This is a genomic window from Streptococcus sp. ST16, from assembly GCF_046098135.1.
GTDB lineage: Bacteria > Bacillota > Bacilli > Lactobacillales > Streptococcaceae > Streptococcus.
Window position 1 is genome coordinate 48,869 of sequence record NZ_JBJUSE010000004.1, and the last position, 19,976, is coordinate 68,844.

Consider the following 19,976-nt stretch of genomic DNA (forward strand, 5'->3'; position numbering starts at 1 on the left):
ATAAATTCTCCGACGAGCTTTTACTCGTTCTTAGTTTGCTTGTTTAAAGGCTTCCATCATCTCGATAAACTCGTCAAATAGGTAGCTTGCGTCATGTGGACCAGGAGCTGCATCTGGGTGGAATTGAACAGAGAAACCTGGTTGGTATCTGTGACGAACTCCTTCAACTGACTTGTCATTGATTTCTTCGTGGGTAATGATCAAATGCTCTGGCAAGTCCTCACGGCTAACTGCATAACCATGGTTTTGGCTGGTAAAGTCTACACGTCCTGTTGCAATCTCACGTACCGCGTGGTTAAATCCACGGTGACCAAACTTCATCTTGTAGGTCTTAGCCCCGTTTGCCATAGCAAAGAGTTGGTGTCCCATACAGATACCAAAGATTGGAATTTTCCCTTGCACACCACGAATCATGTCCAGTGCTTCTGGAACGTCTTCTGGGTTACCTGGACCATTTGACAACATAACTCCGTCAGGATTGAGGTGGAGAATTTCTTCCGCCGTTGTTGAATACGGAACGACCGTCACGTTACAGTTACGCTTAGAAAGTTCACGTAGGATTGAGTGCTTGAGTCCAAAATCCACTAGCACCACGCTCAAACCAACTCCAGGAGCTGGATAGGAAGTTTTAGTAGAAACCTGCTTGATATTGTCTGTCGGCAAGACTGTTGCTTGGAGCTGGGCTGTGATATGGTCCATGGTATCGCCAACATGTGTAAGGGTTGCACGCATGGTACCATGCTTACGGATAATTTTTGTCAGAGCACGGGTGTCAATTCCTGAAATACCAGGGATTTTCTTGGCTTTCAAAAATTCATCCAAGGTCATTTGGTTGCGCCAGTTACTTGCTCTACGCGCTTCTTCGAAAACAACAACTCCTTTACAAGTTGGAATGATGGATTCATAATCATCACGGTTAATTCCATAATTTCCCACCAAAGGATAGGTAAAGGTCAAGATTTGTCCATTATAAGACTGGTCTGTAATGGATTCTTGATAGCCGGTCATCCCTGTGTTAAAGACGATTTCGCCTGTTACATCAATATCTGCTCCGAAGGCCTTGCCTTCAAAAACTGTGCCATCTTCTAATACTAGAAGTCTTTTTGTCATATTTTCACCTCTCGTGGACGCTCACTGGCGTCTTTTAACGTCTTGTGTTTTAGTTGGCGTTTCTACTCGCCAATACGGATTCTAAGATTGCCATTCGAACAAAGACACCGTTGGTCATTTGTTGGACAATGCGTGATTTTGGAGCTTCAACCAAGTTGTCAGCAATTTCCACATCTCGATTAACTGGAGCAGGATGCATAATGATTGCTGTTTCTTTTAAGCGATTATAGCGCTCTTGGTTCAAGCCGTGTTGAGCATGGTAGTCTTCTTTTGAAAAAACGGCTCCACTTTCGTGGCGTTCATGTTGAACTCGGAGTAACATCAAAACATCCACCTGATCAACAATCTCATCAATGGTTACAAACTGTCCATAGTCCGCAAACTCTTGACTTCTCCATTCCTCAGGCCCCGCAAAGAAAAGTTCAGCACCCAAGCGTTTCAAAATCTGCATATTAGATTTGGCAACACGTGAGTGGTCCAAGTCACCTGCAATAGCAACCTTGAGACCCTCAAAGTGACCAAATTCTTCATAAATAGTCATCAAATCAAGCAAGCTCTGACTAGGATGTTGACCTGAGCCGTCTCCACCATTGATGATGGAAGTCGTAATCGTCGGACTCGCAATCAACTCTCTGTAATAGTCGACATCTGGGTGACGAATCACACAGACATCTACACCAAGCGCAGACAAGGTTAAGATGGTATCATAGAGTGTCTCACCCTTATTTACTGAGCTGGTCTTCACATCAAAGTCAAGTCGCTCCAGCCCTAGCTTAATCTCTGCCACTTCAAAGGACTTATGTGTCCGTGTAGAATCCTCAAAGAAAAGATTTGAAACAATCGGATGGTCTTCATAAGGAAGCTGGGCTCCATTTTTAAACTCAATTCCTCGCTTAATCAATTTCATCACTTGATCGACAGTGAGGTCTTCCATAGAAACCACATGGTTCAATGCTTGTTGATTTTCTGACATGGCTACTCCTTCAGCTTTCTAAGCTTCTTCAGTAATCAGAACTCTGTCTTGACCATCAAGTTCTGTCATCTCTACGATGATTTCTTCAGAACGACTGGTTGGGATATTTTTCCCAACGTAATCTGGACGGATAGGCAATTCTCTATGTCCACGATCTACTAGCACCGCAAGACTCACGCGCGCAGGACGGCCATGTCCGACAATATTATCGATAGCAGCACGGATAGTACGGCCTGTATAGAGTACATCATCCACTAAAATAACCTCACGGTCTGTCACATCAACAGAAATCAAAGAAGTATCTTCTCCACTTTTAACATCATCACGGAAAGGTTTGGTGTCCAATTCCACAACAGGTACAGTGATGTTTTCCAACTGCTCCAAGCGTTCTTTGATACGATGAGCGATAAAAACACCACGCGTTTTTATCCCCGCTAGGATAATCTTATTCAAATCTTTATTGCGCTCAATAATCTCATAAGTAATTCGCGTAATCGCTCGTTTGACAGTCAATTCGTCTACAACTTCTTTTGTCTTCATGACAAACCTCCAAAAAGAAAAGTCTCCTTCTACAAGGAGACTTGAAATGTATAGCCAAGCGAGCCCTACTGTAAACAGTATAGACTTCACCCTTCTACTTTATCGCGCTCCTTGCCTGCCTCACGGGACAGGTTTAAAGGATTATTTAGTTATCATTTACTATAGCACAAAGCACCCTTAAAATCAAGTAAAAACTTTTTCAGAGTTCCCCTCAAACATTACTGAAATCATATAATTGGGGATAGTGATCGCATTCTGGATTTTTGGGATGACAGATAGCTCGTCCAAAGTAAATCATGGCCTGGTGGGCTGCTAACCACTCTTCTGGTGGTAGGACGTCCATGACACGTTTTTCTACTTCAAGTGGCGTAGCTGATTTTTTAACGATATCGTGATGCTTACAGATACGCTCCACATGAGTATCCACTGCAAAAGCAGGAATTCCAAACCCCACACTCAATACTACATTTGCTGTTTTACGACCAACACCAGCTAGACTTTCTAATTCCTCTCGAGTCTGAGGCACTTGACTATCAAAATCGTCTAGTAACTGTTGGGCACATTTTTTAAGGAATTTAGCCTTATTTCGATACAGTCCCAAGCGAGAAATGTGTGAAGCAATTTCACTCTCTGTCGCGACAGACATGGCTTGCGGCGTTGGAAAGGCAGCAAAGAGGCCTGGTGTGGCCTTATTTACTGCGGCATCTGTGGTCTGGGCTGACAGCATCACTGCAACCAAGAGTTCAAAATGATTGGTAAAATCAAGACTAGGCTTAGCATCTGGAAAAAGGGCAATGATTTCCTCTATGACATGACGAGCACGTTTCTTGGATAAAACCATCTACTCGTCTCCATTAAATAGTCCTTGCAAGCCAGCAAATGGACTGTTTTCTTCTTTCTTGACTGCTTGTTGGGCCTGGTATTCTTCCTCAGTCATGATTTGCCAGTCATTCCCTGACACAAAACCTTGTCCCGCCTCTTCTTCAGCTGTCAAGACTTTGATTGGAATATTTAGCAAGATATTATCCGAAACACTTTCAGCAAGGTCGATTTCTCCATTTTCGATAGGAAGGACCAAATCATCATCTAAAACTTCCTGATCTAGTTGATTGGTTGCTCCTTCCATGAAGACCTCTGTCACTGGATATGACTCAGCCAACTCAACTGGCTCCATACTGCGACTGGAAGCAAGGACAATGGTGTAAGATAGTTGATAATCTAAGAAATACATGCGGTCTTCGTATTGGACCTTCCCTACCGCAAGGATATCTTTGACATCTAAAATTTCTTGATTACGGGCACGCAAGTCTGATGCCAGGTCTAAAGCTTGTTCAAAATGTAGGCCTTCAGGCTGCTTACGGATTTCTTGAATATTTAACTTCATATTTCCTCCATAAAGATTTACTCACTTGATTATACCATGAAAAGGCTACAAGTCAGCCTTCCAAACTTTGATATTAAAATCTCCTTTTTAACATATTTACTATGACATATTTTCTGTTTAGTGCTATACTATAGGCAAGAATACATCAGAGCAAGGAGGATGCTCATATGGAAGACAAAGCACTAATCAACCAAGCTTACCAACTCCTATCCGAGTTAAATAAAAGCTACCAAAGTTGCAAACAAGGTACAGCCGATGATTTCCGTCTACAAGAACTGCTGAACAGCACTCTCAAGGAACTTAAAAAAGCGGAAAAGCTTGACAACAGTATCTTAATCGACCTCGAGAAATTTTACCAACGTACCAGTCTACTGATTGGACTAGGGAGCCTAAAACTAAACGATCAAGCTCGTACTGCTTGGCGCAACTATGACAAGTTCCATTACGAGCACGTCAAACACGTACTGACTCTTTATGGACCTGTTTTCGGATTCTGATACTCTTCGAAAATCTCTTCAAACTACGTCAGCTTCGCCTTGCCGTACTCAAGTAAAGCCTTCGGGTCGCTTCCTAGTTTGCTCTTTGATTTTCATTGAGTATAAAACCTAGAATTTCCAGTTTTCTATTGACAAAATTTCCTGAAAGGTATAGGATAGAGATACTAATACTCGGAGGTAAGGGAGACATGAAGAACTAAGTCTATCAAATAAAGAACTTTATTTAGTAGATCTTGTTTTTGTCTCTTTTTGCATGCTCTTTTTGTACTAGATTTTCTAGTACTTTATCCTCTTTGAAAATCCAAAAAACTAGAAAGCTAACCATCTGATCCTCTTAGGTTGGATAGGGTTAGACTGACCTAGGTTGACAAGATTTTTGACATGGATAATGGCGTTCTTGACAGTGACTTTGGGCTCTACTAGGTAAAGTAGAGCTTTTTGTTATGCATTATGGACATTCTAGAAAGGGCAACAATATGATAAAAATCAATCATCTAACCATCACACAAAACAAAGATTTACGAGACCTTGTATCTGACTTAAGCATGACTATCCAAGACGGGGAAAAAGTTGCTATTATTGGTGAAGAAGGAAATGGCAAATCAACCTTACTACGAGCTTTAATGGGGGAAGCATTTCCTGATTTCACTATCAAGGGAGACATCCAGTCTGACCTTCAGTCACTGGCCTACATTCCTCAAAAGTTACCTGAGGATCTAAAAAGTAGGACTCTACACGATTACTTCTTTTTAGATTCCGCTGATTTAGACTACAGTATTCTTTATCGTTTGGCGGAGGAGTTGCACTTTGATAGCGACCGTTTTGCTAGCGACCAAGAAATTGGCAGTCTATCAGGTGGCGAAGCTTTGAAAATTCAGCTCATACATGAGTTAGCCAAACCCTTTGAGATTCTATTTTTGGATGAACCTTCAAATGACCTAGACCTTGAAACGGTTGATTGGCTAAAAAGTCAGATACAAAAGATGAGGCAAACCGTTATTTTCATTTCCCATGATGAAGACTTTCTTTCTCAGACGGCAGATACTATTGTCCACTTACGACTGGTCAAGCACCGGAAAGAAGCGGAAACGCTAGTCGAGCATTTAGACTATGATCTCTACAGTGAGCAGAGAAAGGCTAATTTTGCCAGACAAAGCCAGCAAGCTACTAACGACCAGAGAGCCTATGACAAAACCATGGAAAAGCATCGTCGCGTCAAGCAAAATGTAGAAACTGCCTTGCGTAACACTAAAAACGATGTTGCTGGGCGCTTACTGGCTAAAAAGATGAAAACTGTTCTCTCTCAAGAAAAACGCTTTGAAAAGGAAGCCCAGTCCATGACCCAAAAGCCACTTGAAGAAGAACAAATTCAACTATTCTTCTCAGATATACAGCCATTAGCAGCTTCTAAAGTCTTAATCCAACTGGAGAAGGAAAATTTGTCCATTGGTGAGCAAGTTTTGGTTCGAGGAATTCAACTAACTGTCCGTGGTCAAGATAAAATCGGTATTATCGGTCTTAATGGCGTTGGCAAATCCACTCTTTTAGCAAAATTACATCAACTTCTAAGCGACAAAAGAGAGATTTCGCTTGGATTTATGCCACAAGATTACCACAAAAAACTGGAATTAAATCTATCTCCAGTAGGCTACCTCAGCCAAACAGGGCAAAAAGAGGAACTACAGAAAATCCAATCCCACTTAGCCAGTCTCAATTTCAGTTATCCAGAGATGCAACACCAAATCCGTTCCTTATCTGGTGGTCAACAAGGTAAACTGCTTCTCTTGGAATTAGTCCTGCGCAAACCAAACTTTCTTCTCCTGGATGAGCCTACACGAAACTTTTCTCCCACTTCTCAACCAGAAATCCGAAAACTCTTTGCCACTTATCCAGGTGGGCTGATTACTGTATCTCATGATCGACGTTTCTTAAAAGAGGTCTGTACGAGCCTCTATCGAATGACAGAAGATGGTTTAGAAGTCCTTGATTTACAAGATTTATAAATTTTGAATATAGCAAAAATCCAGAGCCAATCTCTGGATTTTGTTTACATTTGTTTCAAGCGTTCGATTCGTTCTGAGATAGGTGGGTGGGTGTAAAAGAGTTTTTGAAGTCCGCCACCTTTCTTGGGATCATTGATATAAAGTGCACTACTAGCATCATCGACATGGTGATGCATTGGCTCGCTATTGTCCAACTTGCGCAGTGCATTGATCATCCCTTGAGGATTGCGGGTCAGCTCCACACTGGATGCATCCGCCAGGAATTCTCTCTGACGGGAAATGGCTAATTGCACCAAGGTTGCAGCGAGAGGTGCCAGAACAATGGCTAAGAGAGAGATGACAAGCATGATAATCTCAAGTCCACTGCCATCACGATCATTATCGCTCCGTCTGCGACCAGCACCACCCCACCACATCATACGGCCTGCCATACTAGACAGAAGGGTAATGGCACTGGCAAGGGCGACAGCAATGGTCGAAATGCGGATATCGTAGTTTCGGATATGACTGACCTCATGCCCCATAACAGCTTCCAGTTCCTCGCGATTCATGATAGCCAGAAGACCTGAAGTGGCTGCAACTGCCGCATTCTGCGGATTCGAACCTGTTGCAAAGGCATTTAAAGAAGAATCCTCAATGATGAAAACACGTGGCATGGGAATCTGAGCGACCATGGCCATATCTTCCACAACATGGTAGAGGTCTGGCGCCGTTTGCTCATCAACCTCACGCGCCCCATTCATAGACATGACAATCTCTGTTGATTGGAAAATCATGGTTAAGGCATAGACAAAACCGATAATTAGGGCTATGATCATCCCCCCAAGACCTGAGCGCATGAAGAGATAGCCAACCGCATAACCAACCAAGGCCAAGAGTAGGAAGAAAACCAGCAACAAAATCCAGGTTTTTCGTTTATTGCTCGCAATTTGATCAAACAACATCTTAGTCACCTAAACCGCTAAAGTCAACTTTAGGAACTGCCTTTTCCTCTTCAGGTGTTTGAAGGAAGTCTGCAGCTTTAAAGCCAAATAGTCCTGCGATGATGTTACTTGGGAAAGTTTCAAGTTTTACATTGTAGTTGCTGACAACACTGTTGTAGAGTTGGCGTGAGTAAGAGATTTTATTTTCTGTATTGGTCAACTCTTCTTGTAATTTGATAAAGTTAGCGCTAGCTTTCAAGTCTGGGTAATTCTCTGCTACTGCAAAGATACCAGAAATCTGGCGGGTAAGGGCATCACTGGCCTTCATCGCTTCAGCCGGTGACGTTGCTGTGGCTACTTGTCTACGAAGTTCTGTCACTTTTTCCAAGGTTGAACCTTCATATTTGGCATAGCCTTTGACTGTTTCAATCAAGTTAGGGAGGAGATCATTTCGACGCTTCAACTGAACATCTATCTGGCTCCAAGCCTCCTTGGTCTGCATACGATTTTTCACCAAACCGTTATAGCTAACAATCACAAAAATAACAATCAGAGCCAAAACTCCAAGAATAATCCAAGTCATAATCTTATTCCTTTCTGCTTTTAGATTAATACCAGTATATCAAAATTTTAATGAATATGGTAAAATAAGATGATACTAGAGAAGGAAACTACTATGAAACCAGAAACATTTTACAGCTTGCTTGCCGAGCAAAATCTTCCACTTTCTGATCAGCAAAAAGAACAATTTGAACGGTATTTTGAACTCTTGGTCGAGTGGAATGAAAAGATTAATCTGACTGCTATTACAGACAAAGAAGAAGTCTACCTCAAACATTTTTATGATTCGATTGCACCCATCCTACAAGGTTTGATTTCAAATGAAACGATCAAACTTCTTGATATCGGAGCTGGGGCAGGATTTCCTAGTCTTCCTATGAAAATCCTCTATCCACAGCTGGATGTGACCATCATTGATTCGCTGAATAAGCGCATCAACTTCCTCCAACTATTGGCTCAGGAGCTGGATTTGGACGGAGTTCACTTCTACCATGGACGTGCAGAAGACTTTGCCCAAGACAAGAACTTCCGTGCTCAGTTTGATATAGTGACAGCTCGCGCTGTTGCCCGTATGCAAGTCTTATCTGAGTTGACCATTCCCTACCTTAAAGTTGGTGGAAACCTATTGGCACTCAAAGCCAGCAATGCGCCTGAGGAATTGCTAGAAGCCAAGAATGCCCTCAATCTCCTCTTTAGTAAGGTCGAAGATAATCTCAGTTACGCCCTACCAAATGGAGATCCACGTTACATCACTGTGGTCGAAAAGAAAAAAGAGACCCCAAATAAATATCCACGTAAGGCTGGTATGCCAAACAAACGCCCACTTTAAATTTTTTAGTAAAAAATATTTACAAAGTTCGCCTTGCTCTCGCATTTCTAGGCTCAGGAAAAAATGATTTACAAAATCATTTTTTTCTGCTATACTATCACAAGCAAAGGTTTTTAATGTCATCCTGTGAGGTGACGAAGGCGCAGATTTATATAAATTTTTAAAAGATAGCTATTTTTTAAAAAGTCTTACTCTGAGGGCCTATTGCTGCAAAATAATGGGCTCTTTTTTGGTGCCCAAAAGTGAGGTTTTTATGAAACAGGAATCAACTGTTGACTTGTTACTAGACGTTGATCAACGTCCTTCTGCTGGTAAAGGCATTCTTCTAAGCTTCCAGCACGTGTTTGCTATGTTTGGTGCAACCATTCTCGTTCCCTTAATTTTGGGAATGCCTGTATCGGTTGCTCTCTTTGCATCTGGTATTGGAACACTTATCTACATGATTTCTACTAGCTTTAAGGTTCCAGTTTATCTAGGTTCTTCATTTGCCTTTATCACGGCTATGTCTCTAGCCATGAAAGAAATGGGTGGCGATGTATCTGCCGCTCAAACTGGGGTTATCTTGACTGGTTTGGTCTATGTCCTTGTAGCAGCAAGTGTTCGTTTTGCTGGTACAAAATGGATTGACAAACTCTTGCCACCAATCATTATCGGACCTATGATCATCGTTATCGGTCTTGGTCTTGCTGGTTCTGCTGTAACGAATGCTGGACTTGTGGCAGATGGAAACTGGAAAAATGCTCTTGTAGCCGTCGTGACGTTCTTGATTGCAGCCTTTATCAATACAAAAGGAAAAGGGTTCCTCCGTATCATTCCTTTCCTCTTCGCCATCATCGGTGGCTACCTATTTGCCCTAGTGCTTGGATTAGTTGACTTCACTCCTGTTCTAGAAGCCAACTGGTTTGAAATTCCCGGTTTCTACTTGCCATTTAATACTGGTGGTGCCTTTAAAGAATACAACTTGTACTTCGGTCCTGAAACAATCGCAATCTTGCCTATCGCTATCGTGACTATTTCAGAACACATCGGTGACCATACCGTCCTAAGCCAAATCTGTGGCCGTCAATTCTTGAAAAATCCTGGTCTTCACCGTACACTTCTCGGTGACGGTATTGCAACATCTGTATCTGCCTTTCTCGGTGGACCAGCTAATACGACTTACGGAGAAAATACAGGAGTTATCGGGATGACTCGTATCGCTTCTGTTTCCGTTATCCGTAACGCTGCTTTTATCGCTATTGCTCTCAGCTTCCTTGGTAAATTTACTGCTTTAATCTCAACAATCCCAAATGCTGTACTTGGCGGTATGTCTATCCTTCTCTACGGAGTTATCGCCAGCAACGGTTTGAAAGTCTTAATCAAAGAACGCGTTGACTTTAGCCAGATGCGTAACCTCATCATCGCAAGTGCCATGTTGGTGCTTGGACTTGGTGGAGCAATCCTTAAACTCGGTCCAGTAACCCTTTCAGGTACTGCCCTATCAGCCATGACAGGAATCATCTTAAACTTGATTTTGCCACATGAAAATAAAGACTAGTCATTCAGACACAAAAATCCACTCGATTGAGTGGATTTTTTGAATTACTTACTCTTCATTTCCAACAGTAAATCTTTCAAAGAAATGATAGTTACTGCAAGTAAAATCATGGCCATACCGACAAAATCAATCGCATAAAACCGTTCCTTCATAATCAGAAAGGCAAAAAAAACAGCTGATATTGGTTCTATGGAAGCCAATAAACTAGACTTAACAGGGCCTATCAAACTAGCTCCCTTTAGGAAAGCTGTATAGGCGAAGACAGTTCCGATGATGATAATCCCAGCAAATGCAAAGAGAAAATCTAGGCTAGTCGGTATACTGACCTTTAAGACTCCTGTGAAGGGAAGAGCCACCACACCAGAAATAACCATCCCAACACCAATCACCAAAATACTGCCCCACTTCTTAATCAAAGCGATGGGGAGGATAATATAGAGGGCATAGGTCAAGGCAGAAAAGAGGCCCCAGAAAAGTCCAGCAGGTGTGACAGACAACTGGTCAACTTTCCCGTGCGTCGCAATCAGAAAAGTTCCTCCTATAGCCAATCCAATCGAAATAATCTCAGCCAGTGTAGGCGCCACCTTGTCCTTGATACAAGTATAAACCAAGATCCCAGCGGGGCATACATACTGGAGAACTGTCGCCGTGCCAGCATTGGTTTCCTGAATGGCAGAAAGATAGGCAAACTGGTTTAAGAAAAGTCCAAACAAGGCAAACAATAAGAGAGATAAAAGGCTTTTTCTGTCTTTTAAAAAAGCATAGAGTTTATCCTTTACAGTCATATAGGATAAGGCTACCAGTGCCAAACCTGCAATGATAAGCCGCAGATTGGTCAAGACTAGAGCAGAGATCCCGTGTGCCATCAGATATTGGCCACTGGTTCCAGACAAGCCCCAAGCAATCCCTGCCACTACTGTAAATAGAGTTCCTTTTAAGGTTTTTGACATGCTTCTCCCTACTCCTCTTGACGAATCATTTCCATCACTTGGTTTCGATCGATTATCCACTGGGCACGTTCATCCTTCTCATACGTTCGATTGGATAAAAAGATAGCTGCTTCCTGTTTCTCTCGATTCCACATGATGAAGGTACCTGTATAGCCTGTATGGTCAAGCCAGTCTCCTTCCAGATTCCAGGCTAGGGAACGCTCTTTATCCTCTAAGGGAGAGTAATTTCGACTTAAGTTTTCAGCAAAATCATCTTTCAAGTAATGTTCCAGAAAGATCTGTAAATCCTTAACAGTCGAAAACAAACCAGCACTTCCAGCGTGCTTCCCTAATAGATGGGCTTTGGGATCGTGAATGATTCCGGCCTCCACTCCTCTCACTGTTGGTACAGCAATCTCAACAGGACCAAATATCGTTTTCTTCATCCCCCATGGTTCCAAAACTTGTTCTTCTATAATCTGATCCAAATCTTGGTTAAAGATTTTTTCCAAAAGAAAGCCCAAGAGTAAAAAGTGAACGTCCGAGTACAGGAAGGCTGGCTGACTTCGTCTGTTGAGGTGATACATGGCTTTTCTCAATTCCTCTGCACCTAACCTGTCCCGATTAGGAATAAAGGGGTCCAGGTCTGTAGCATGGGTCAGAAGTTGTCGTATGGTAATATCTGGGTAATCACACTCCGATAAAAAATCCGTCACCGGTTTATCAATATCGAATTTGCCCTGCTGCCACAAGAAGATGAGAACCGTCCCCACTCCCACGACTTTACTCACACTGGCCAGATCATAGACCAAACCGCTCTCTGTTCTCAGGCCCCGTTCTGGATCACTCAATCCTAGATAAGACTCTTTCCATTCACCATCCTTATAATACGCAAAAGAGGCCCCGGGATAAATCCCTGCCTCGATTTGATTTTCTATTTTTCTTAGAATGTTTTCCAACTTCATGCTTCTTCAAACCACAATTCGATGTTATTGGTATCTTTACCAAGGAAGAATTTTTCAGACTTAGGGATAAAGTAGCCTGTCTTTTCAAATTTCTGACGAAGGCTGGTTAGATCAAAATTCTTGACTAAAAATTTCAACATCGTCAAGTCCCAAGTAACATTGTTTTCAACAGCCAAATCTGGACCTTGCCCTTTAGTAAAGGTGACTGCTTGCGCTACTCCTTCAGGATTAAGTAAACTCTCTGTCCCTTCAGGCAAACGCAATTCCATAGAAACCTCAAATTGACTCAAGAATTTTATACCTGTATTTGAATAAAATTCAGGAAGAGTTTCCAGTGGAACCAAATCTCTTATATCATTTTCTGCATGAACAAGGATTACATCCTCTTCAGGAGAGACAATCTCAAAAGCATACCCACGGTTTCCTTTAAATAGACGAGGAAGAGACTTCATCTGAGAAAGGAGGCCCTCGATTTCAGAGGGATCCTCAACCTTTATCAAGAGTCTAGCTAGCTTCTTAAGTCCTTCAACTCTGCGAGTTCGCATACTTGGAGCTTCTTCTAAAATCAATCTCTCCGTCCCCGTCTGGTCGCCTAATGAAAGAAAGGCAGACTCTTCTAGTAAGGGTTTCATCCCCAGAGTTTCAATGTAAAATGTTTCATTTAATTTTCGATTATTCACTTTCAAAGTCGGAATGATCCGAACAATCTCATTCACATCCATAAATTCCTCCAACTCTTTTATTTTAAAGGATTTTCGAATATTTTACAAGCCATATTTGTTTAAATTAGAAAATTTTCCAAGAAAAAACCGGGTTCCCCCAGTTTCGTTTCTTATAGGTAAAGTAGTTTGAATAGTGCTACTGCTGCAATACCCGCTGCAATTGGAGCTACAACTGGAACCCAAGCATACCACCATTTTGAATCACCCTTGTGTTGACCAAGAACTGATTTTGGAAGGAGTTCGTGAAGAAGACGTGGTCCAAAGTCACGAGCTGGGTTCAAACCAGGTCCAGTAGGTCCACCAAGTGAAGTTACCAAGGCCATCACTAGGAAACCAAGTCCTAAATGAGCAATTTCAAGACCTGAAGCTGTATGTGGAGCTACTTGAGCTTTCACTGCCAATTCACTTAAATCAACAGTTTGTCCAGCTTGAGTAGCCATTTGTTTCATGTATTGAAGAACCTCAGCACCAAAGAAGTTTTTAGTCATTCCTAGGGCTGCAAAGAACAGAACAAACGAACCGACAAACTCATTGATAAAACCATTTACACTTGCTGCGAAACGTGATTCTTTTGTACCGTGATCAACATTTGAAATCGTTGAGAAAGTACCCAAAATGTTATTAGAATTCTCTGTTTTCAAGTAGTAAGGACGGTGAGTTGCAACAACCATAGCTTGACCAAAAATCGCTCCTAAAACTTGCGCAAGGATATAATATGGTACTTGTTCCCAAGGAAAAAGTCCACTCACAGCAAGTCCAAGTGTGAAGGCTGGGTTGATGTGGTTACCAGATACATTACCGAACATCAAGGCTGGGATCATAACCCCCATACCGTAACCAACCGCGATAACGAGCCAGCCACTTTGGTGACCTTTCGTACCTTTAAGTTCAACGTTAGCAACTGCACCATTACCAAGAATGATCAGAATGGCAGTTCCCAAAAATTCAGTGGCATATTTAATAGCCCATGTAAAATCCATTTGATAGATTCTCCTTAATTTTTTTAGACAATCCTTATTCTATCAATTTTTAGGCCTTTTAGCAACCGATTTTCTAAAAGAATCTCTGGAAAACGCTTTATTTAACTTATCTTTAAGAAAAGGACAAAAGAAGTCAAACTCCTTTCATCCTATTCCTTACTCTTGACGTTGACCAAAGTCTGCTAACATCTGATCCAGCTCCTCACGACTTGGAGTTGTCAACATATAGAGGATATCTCCTTGTAACTCTGCAAAGGCTGCTGGCATGATTTTCTTAGCCTTAAAACCTCCTTGGTATTTAGCTAGTAACTCCTCTTCTGAGTATACATAATGAGAACTTAAACGCCGAGCAGTCGCCAAGCAATAAAGAGGTTCAAACTCTGATGTAGGGAACTCTTCACCTGCGACAATCGCTGCATAGCCTCGGTAGAGATCTAAGGAGTGAGCGAAGTTATAAACATCAATGGTAAAGCCACCCGCAGGACGGTTATTGTACTCAATGGCAATGTAGTCGTCCCCATCACGGAAGAACTCGATATGGAAAAAGCGCTCTTTCATACCAAATTCTTTGACAATAGCCTCACCGTACTTGCGCAGTTTTGGATCCATATCCTTGAGAACATAATAGGCATTATCCATCTTGTAGAGCATGAGATCCAGTGGTGTATGGGCATAATCGAAAGTCGTTGAAAATACGATATTGCCATCCTTATCCACAAGCCCGTCAAAGGTACAGATTTCGCTAGAAGTGACAAATTTCTCAAAGAAATAAACGGTTGAATGGTCCCATTCTTGCTTGAAATGGTTCACATCTTCCTGACTTTCCAACTTAAAGGTGGCTGCCGCTCCCACTCCATTATCAGGTTTGGCAATCATTGGTAGACCGATTTCGTTCACTGCTTTATCCACATCTGCTTCCGTCTGGATAACAGCTCCAGGAACAACTGGGACACCTGCTTTTTTGAAAAGTTTCTTCATCTCAGACTTAAACTTGGTTTTTTTAAGATCTTCTGGTTTGGCACCAAAGACATTGAATTGTTCTCTGAGTGTTGCGTCCAGCTCAAGCCAGTATTCATTGTGCGACTCGATGCGGTCGATAGGTCCATGCTTGTAGAAAAGAAAGGCAACTGCACGTTTGACTTCGTCTATGTTCTCAAGATTGTCCACACGGAAATACTCGGTCAGGCTATTGCGCAAAGGTTCATCTAGTTGTTCGTAAGGCTCCTGACCAATTCCCAAAACGGTGATGCCTTTATTAGCTAGTTCAATAGTAAACTGTTGGAAGTTTTGCGGATAGTAGGGAGAAATAACAAGGTAATTCATAGGCAACTCCTTTTATAGATACAGGTGGCCAAGAAAATAAGGCATTTGTTTACGCCACCATTCCCAGTCGTGGGCGACATCATATCCCCATTCAGCAAACCAGGCTGGAATTTGTTTCTGGTCGAAGGCTTCTTTGAGCTTGTAGAAGGATGGCAGACCATCTTGTTCCCAGGCACCGAGGCCCGTACAGACGACGATTTCTGCCTGACGGTAACGATCGATAAACCAGCCGTCATTCTGATTCCAGATATAATCTACAGGTGAGTTTTGGTAAATAGCATCATCATTGTAGTAATCGCCAACGAAGAAACGTGCGTCATAAACACCACTTAGAGCAATCACCTTGGTAAAGACATCTGGATGCTGGAGGAATAAATTGAGTGCATGGTAGCCTCCCATCGAGCAACCTGTCGTCATCATGCCATCAAACCAACCTGTCTTATGCTTGATAAAAGGAATGGCCTCCTCAATCACATAGCGTTCGTAGGCACGATGCATCTCTGCTTGGTCATGACCATTTTTCCAAGTAGCCAACCAGCTCTCGCTGTCCACACTGGATAGGGTAAAGAACTGAACACGACCTTCCTCGATAAAGGAAGCACAGGCATCTATCATGCCAAAATCATAGTATTCGTTGTGACTGCCACCAGATGAAGCAAAAACAACAACTGGAATCCCAGCATGTCCATAACGATTGAGGTACATTTCACGGTTGAGGTGGCCACTCCAGTGGCTAAGGTTTTCAATATGCATTGGCTTTCTCCTTTCCTAACTTACCATTTCTCAGCAAAAAATCGAAGACAGTCTGGTAAATTTTCCGACCAAGGTATTTCACTATGGATAGCACCAGACTGAACTTTCAAAACAAGATTATCCAAGTGTATTCCACCTGCAATCAAATCATGATAATAGCGAAGCGATGAGTCGATATAGGCTTGCTTGATATTGCCAGCCATCAGAGTCTTGTCCGTATCATCCGCTTCTTCCGTTCCAACATAGATAAAAATGCGCTGTTCAGGCGACAATTTCTTGCGCTCGATATAGCGGTTAAAGGCTTCTTGGTGGAGCCAGTTAGCAGATGAGAAGACACCTAGACAACCAATTCGATCTTGGTACTCTAGTCCGATAAACTGGGTAATATTGCCTCCTAGTGACGAACCAATCATAGCCGTGTGCTGGCGATCAGCTTTGGTACGATAGGTTTCATCGATAAAAGGCTTAACCACCTCCATGACAAACTCGGCATACTCCACACCCTTACCGCCAAACTGCTGCCCTGGTATAGGAGATTCTTGAAACTTCCAAGCTGCATACTCATTCATCCGTCCCATTCCATCATTATCAATAGCAACAACAATCATGCGACTGATGTCTGGATTTCGTTTAATGGCTGGAATAATCTTCCAAGAATGTCCGATATAAGACTCCTTGCTGTAAAAGACATTTTGCCCGTCATGAAAATAAACAACAGGGTAAAAACGGTCTGTGTCCTTCTCGTAGTCCTTTGGCAGGAGCACACGCACACGACGCTCCTTTCCTGTATAAGGAACCTTGAGTTTGTGTTCTTTCATTTTTAAGTAAAAGTAGGAATGATTCATTGTCAGAAAACTCTCTATATTCAAAATTTTATCTTATTATACCATAAAAATAGAAAAAAAGTCAGTTTTGCTTCCATTTTTGGATTAAAAACTAACTTTTTCATTTATTTTTCTGAATTCTTCTGGATTTTCTGATTAGAGGAGATTGTCAATCAAGTTATCCACTTCATCTTTTTCAGCTTGAGGTGTAATCTCAGTAATCATGATCCCAGCTACTGCTCGCTCAACCAAACCTTCAACATCCATGCGTTCTTCATACTGCTCCGCATTCTTAATCTTAGGATTGGTCTTAGGACGATCAGGTGCAAAAATAGTACAGCAGTCCTCAAACGGCTGGATAGAAATTTCAAAGGTATCGATTTCCTGCGCGATGTCAATGATTTCCAACTTGTCCATAGTAACCACAGGGCGGATGATAGGAGTGTTGGTCACAGCGTTGATAGCCTGCATGCTCTCCAGGGTTTGGCTGGCTACTTGACCAAGACTTTCCCCATTGATGATAACTAAACCATTTCGTACCTCACGAATACGATCGGTAATCCGCATCATAAAACGGCGTGTCAAGGTCATGAGGTAGGCTTCTGGCGCTTTAGCCTTGATTTCCTCTTGAATCTCAGTGAAAGGCACTTCAATAAACTGGATATTTCCGCCAAACTTGGTTAATTTACGGGTCAAATCTTGGGCCTTTTTAAGAGCACCAGGACTAGTGTAAGGTGGGCTGGCAAAGTGAACGGCCTCAATATCTACTCCACGTTTAAGGGCTAGATAACCTGCTACAGGCGAGTCAATCCCTCCTGACAACATGAGCATCCCCTTACCAGAAGTCCCCACAGGCAAGCCACCTGCTCCACGAATAGTTTCATAAGAAAGATAAGCTGCTTCCTCACGAATCTCCACCTGAAGATTGATATCGGGATTTTTCATTTGAGCTTGGACATTTGGAATAGCTTTAAATACAGCTCCACCAAGTGTTTGGTTGAGTTCACGACTGTCGAGTTCAAAGTTGTGGTCGCTGCGCTTACTAGAAATCTTAAAGGTCATGCCTTCCTTGTAGATATCTTTCATAATCTCTTGGACAGAAGACTTCAGAACTTCTACAGATTTTTCAACCTTATATACTGGAGAAAAATTCTGAATCCCGAAGACTTGTTTGAGAGATTCTGCAACTGCTGTGTAGTCGGCTCCATTCAGGTAAGCGTGGGCACGGTCGCGATCAGCGGTTACCTTAACTTGGGGATAGATGGACAAGACGTCCGAAATATTATTACGAAGTTTATTGATGAACCGCATACGGTTTTTGCCCTTGGTTGACAACTCTCCGTAGCGAATCATAATTTCTGAATACTGCATGAATGCTCCTATCTTACTTTTCTAGTTTGATTGTAAATTAATTTTAGTTTGGTCAAAAACTGCTCAACCTGACTCATATCATTTTCAAGGTCTAGGCTTAGGCGTACAGCTGACTGGGCCTTATCTTTGTCCACTCCCATAGCAATCAAGGTCCCTGCAGGTTTTCCAGCCTTGGATGAACAAGCCGAGGTTGTGGAAATGAAAATATCATAGTCTTCAAAGGCGTGAACGATGACTTCACCACGAACACCCTTAATCCCAAAAGTCAGGATATGAGGGGCAAAGTCTTCCTCAGCTGAAAAGACAAAAATATCTGGATAGTCCAAGAGGGCTTGACGAATGACTGATTTCATCGGCCCTGTCTTATTAGTAAAGATATCTAACTTTTCCATAGATAAACGGAGAGATTTGGCTGTCGCTGCAATCCCTGCCACATTTTCAGTTGTCGAACGATAGTCTCGCTCCTGACCACCACCAGTCAACAGGGGCGTAATTTTCTTACCAGACTTGATATAGACAAAGCCAACACCTCTGACACCATGAAACTTATGACTCGAAAAGGTCGCAAAATCCACTCGATCTGTCAGATATTTTTCAGTCGGAATCTTAGCGAGTGCCTGAACTGCATCAACGTGGAAGGAAATAGTTGGCTTGTCTGCCAACAGTTCTGAGATAGCCTCAATAGGCTGAATAGACCCAATTTCATTGTTTACTGCCATAATGGAGACGAGGGTCGTATCAGGTCGTATCAAAGCTCCTAGAGTCTCAACATCCACAAACCCTTTCTCATCAACTGGAGCAAAATCCACCTCAAAACCTTGACTTTTCAGCCAGAGGGCTGATTCCTTAACTGCTGGATGTTCAATGGCTGATACGATGATGTGCTTGCCAAACTGGGCTTTTTCAAAGGCTACACCTTTGATGACCCAGTTATCTCCTTCTGTTCCACCAGAGGTAAAGAAGATTTCGTCACTTTTCTTACCAATCAAATCCGCAATTTGCTGACGGGAAGCATCTAAAATTCGTGTTGCCTGATCTCCCAAACGATGGAGACTAGATGGATTTCCTACAATTTTCGAAGCGACCTGAGTATAAGTTTCAAGTGCTTCAGGATAAGGCTTGGTCGTTGCCGAATTATCAAAGTAGATCATGTTTTCTCACGCTTTCTAAAATCACTCCTTCTATTGTATCATGAAACGAAGCTTGCGACAAGAAAGGGCAAGTCCTCTTTTTTTAAGATTTTTTTAAAGAAATGAGGTATAATAAATCATAATTAAAGGAGAGTATCATGTCTAACTATCATAGAACTTCAAAACCGAAAACAGAACACATCAAAAAGGGATTTACTGTCTTTCAAAAAACGATTGCTACCATCGGTAGTATCCTTGGACTAATTACTGCTACTATTACCATCATGAACGCTATGGATAATAACAAAAACAACAAAAAAGAACCAACGGCAACTCAAACAACTGTTGTCAAGGAAATTCAAAAGGAATCCCCTCAGGAAAATACTACACCTAACAAGGACAACACTTCTACTAAAGAAAATGCCCCGCAAGAAGAAACTTCTCAATCCAACACGAAAGAGGAGAAAAAAGAAGAGAAGAAAACCACAACTCAGGATTCTTCTACACCTTCCTCAACAAAAGAAACAACTGATAGTGGAAACTCGTCCAAAACGACTAGTTCCGAAAACAAAAGCAATCAATGACCACTAAAATAGCTTCCTTCCAGCTTTGGAAAGAAGCT

Annotated in this window: 21 protein-coding genes; 5 read left to right on the forward strand and 16 right to left on the reverse strand. The window is 42.1% G+C overall.

Going from position 1 to position 19,976, the window contains the following annotated elements:
- Nucleotides 1-30: 30 nt before the first annotated feature.
- The 5 genes from ACIY14_RS04035 to ACIY14_RS04055 all read right to left on the reverse strand — a co-directional run bounded on the left by ACIY14_RS04035 (nucleotide 31) and on the right by ACIY14_RS04055 (nucleotide 4,007).
- Nucleotides 31-1,110, reverse strand: a complete 1,080-nt coding sequence (locus ACIY14_RS04035) for a carbamoyl phosphate synthase small subunit (protein WP_061417970.1) — start codon at nucleotides 1,108-1,110, stop codon at nucleotides 31-33.
- Between the two features lie 49 nt (nucleotides 1,111-1,159).
- Nucleotides 1,160-2,083: an aspartate carbamoyltransferase catalytic subunit gene (locus tag ACIY14_RS04040; protein WP_409001609.1), complete on the reverse strand. Its 924-nt coding sequence runs from the start codon at nucleotides 2,081-2,083 to the stop codon at nucleotides 1,160-1,162.
- Between the two features lie 18 nt (nucleotides 2,084-2,101).
- Complete coding sequence (gene pyrR, locus ACIY14_RS04045; protein ID WP_000850018.1) at nucleotides 2,102-2,623, reverse strand: bifunctional pyr operon transcriptional regulator/uracil phosphoribosyltransferase PyrR; 522 nt, start codon at nucleotides 2,621-2,623, stop codon at nucleotides 2,102-2,104.
- A 211-nt stretch (nucleotides 2,624-2,834) separates the two neighbouring features.
- A complete protein-coding gene (gene nth, locus ACIY14_RS04050) occupies nucleotides 2,835-3,464 on the reverse strand; it encodes an endonuclease III (protein WP_409001610.1) in 630 nt (209 codons plus the stop codon).
- Nucleotides 3,465-4,007 (reverse strand): YceD family protein, encoded by a 543-nt coding sequence (locus ACIY14_RS04055; RefSeq protein ID WP_409001612.1) that lies wholly within the window; start codon nucleotides 4,005-4,007, stop codon nucleotides 3,465-3,467.
- Between the two features lie 167 nt (nucleotides 4,008-4,174).
- Between ACIY14_RS04055 and ACIY14_RS04060 the strand changes: the two genes are divergently transcribed.
- Nucleotides 4,175-4,504, forward strand: coding sequence for a hypothetical protein (locus tag ACIY14_RS04060; RefSeq protein ID WP_049485337.1), 330 nt, complete (start codon nucleotides 4,175-4,177; stop codon nucleotides 4,502-4,504).
- Nucleotides 4,505-4,947: 443 nt separating this feature from the next.
- Nucleotides 4,948-6,507: an ATP-binding cassette domain-containing protein gene (locus ACIY14_RS04065; RefSeq protein WP_409001613.1), complete on the forward strand. Its 1,560-nt coding sequence runs from the start codon at nucleotides 4,948-4,950 to the stop codon at nucleotides 6,505-6,507.
- A 44-nt stretch (nucleotides 6,508-6,551) separates the two neighbouring features.
- Here the strand turns inward: ACIY14_RS04065 and htpX are convergent, their stop codons facing one another.
- Together htpX and ACIY14_RS04075 are read right to left on the reverse strand one after the other, a co-directional pair.
- Nucleotides 6,552-7,451, reverse strand: a complete 900-nt coding sequence (gene htpX / locus ACIY14_RS04070) for a zinc metalloprotease HtpX (RefSeq protein ID WP_409001615.1) — start codon at nucleotides 7,449-7,451, stop codon at nucleotides 6,552-6,554.
- Between the two features lies 1 nt (nucleotide 7,452).
- Entirely contained in the window at nucleotides 7,453-8,013 is a 561-nt protein-coding gene (locus ACIY14_RS04075) for a LemA family protein (RefSeq protein WP_409001616.1), read from the reverse strand.
- A gap of 93 nt (nucleotides 8,014-8,106) precedes the next feature.
- Between ACIY14_RS04075 and rsmG the strand changes: the two genes are divergently transcribed.
- Both rsmG and ACIY14_RS04085 read left to right on the forward strand, forming a co-directional pair.
- Nucleotides 8,107-8,820: a 16S rRNA (guanine(527)-N(7))-methyltransferase RsmG gene (rsmG, locus tag ACIY14_RS04080; RefSeq protein WP_409001617.1), complete on the forward strand. Its 714-nt coding sequence runs from the start codon at nucleotides 8,107-8,109 to the stop codon at nucleotides 8,818-8,820.
- 253 nt (nucleotides 8,821-9,073) lie between these two features.
- The gene (locus tag ACIY14_RS04085) at nucleotides 9,074-10,357 is read left to right on the forward strand and encodes a uracil-xanthine permease family protein (protein ID WP_409001618.1); all 1,284 of its coding nucleotides are present in this window, start codon (nucleotides 9,074-9,076) and stop codon (nucleotides 10,355-10,357) included.
- Nucleotides 10,358-10,401: 44 nt separating this feature from the next.
- Here ACIY14_RS04085 and ACIY14_RS04090 read toward each other — a convergent pair whose 3' ends face one another.
- From ACIY14_RS04090 to ACIY14_RS04130, 9 genes are all read right to left on the reverse strand, one after another.
- Nucleotides 10,402-11,307, reverse strand: coding sequence for a DMT family transporter (locus ACIY14_RS04090; protein ID WP_409001619.1), 906 nt, complete (start codon nucleotides 11,305-11,307; stop codon nucleotides 10,402-10,404).
- A gap of 8 nt (nucleotides 11,308-11,315) precedes the next feature.
- Nucleotides 11,316-12,251, reverse strand: coding sequence for a serine hydrolase domain-containing protein (locus ACIY14_RS04095; RefSeq protein ID WP_409001620.1), 936 nt, complete (start codon nucleotides 12,249-12,251; stop codon nucleotides 11,316-11,318).
- Entirely contained in the window at nucleotides 12,248-12,973 is a 726-nt protein-coding gene (locus ACIY14_RS04100; protein ID WP_409001621.1) for a CppA N-terminal domain-containing protein, read from the reverse strand. The genes ACIY14_RS04095 and ACIY14_RS04100 overlap by 4 nt, the downstream gene beginning before the upstream one ends.
- A gap of 110 nt (nucleotides 12,974-13,083) precedes the next feature.
- A complete protein-coding gene (gla, locus tag ACIY14_RS04105) occupies nucleotides 13,084-13,953 on the reverse strand; it encodes an aquaglyceroporin Gla (RefSeq protein ID WP_409001622.1) in 870 nt (289 codons plus the stop codon).
- A gap of 156 nt (nucleotides 13,954-14,109) precedes the next feature.
- A complete protein-coding gene (locus tag ACIY14_RS04110) occupies nucleotides 14,110-15,276 on the reverse strand; it encodes an acetyl-CoA carboxylase biotin carboxylase subunit family protein (RefSeq protein ID WP_409001623.1) in 1,167 nt (388 codons plus the stop codon).
- Nucleotides 15,277-15,288: 12 nt separating this feature from the next.
- The gene (locus ACIY14_RS04115; protein ID WP_409001624.1) at nucleotides 15,289-16,029 is read right to left on the reverse strand and encodes an esterase family protein; all 741 of its coding nucleotides are present in this window, start codon (nucleotides 16,027-16,029) and stop codon (nucleotides 15,289-15,291) included.
- A gap of 20 nt (nucleotides 16,030-16,049) precedes the next feature.
- Nucleotides 16,050-16,874: an alpha/beta hydrolase gene (locus ACIY14_RS04120; RefSeq protein ID WP_125397936.1), complete on the reverse strand. Its 825-nt coding sequence runs from the start codon at nucleotides 16,872-16,874 to the stop codon at nucleotides 16,050-16,052.
- A gap of 135 nt (nucleotides 16,875-17,009) precedes the next feature.
- Nucleotides 17,010-18,224 carry a tRNA uracil 4-sulfurtransferase ThiI gene (thiI, locus tag ACIY14_RS04125; RefSeq protein ID WP_409001625.1) on the reverse strand — a complete coding sequence of 405 codons (1,215 nt, stop codon included), beginning with the start codon at nucleotides 18,222-18,224 and terminating at the stop codon, nucleotides 17,010-17,012.
- A gap of 8 nt (nucleotides 18,225-18,232) precedes the next feature.
- On the reverse strand, nucleotides 18,233-19,375 hold the full coding sequence (locus ACIY14_RS04130) for a cysteine desulfurase family protein (protein ID WP_409001626.1): 1,143 nt from the start codon (nucleotides 19,373-19,375) through the stop codon (nucleotides 18,233-18,235).
- A 137-nt stretch (nucleotides 19,376-19,512) separates the two neighbouring features.
- Between ACIY14_RS04130 and ACIY14_RS04135 the strand changes: the two genes are divergently transcribed.
- Entirely contained in the window at nucleotides 19,513-19,938 is a 426-nt protein-coding gene (locus ACIY14_RS04135) for a DUF6556 family protein (RefSeq protein ID WP_409001627.1), read from the forward strand.
- Nucleotides 19,939-19,976: the final 38 nt, after the last annotated feature.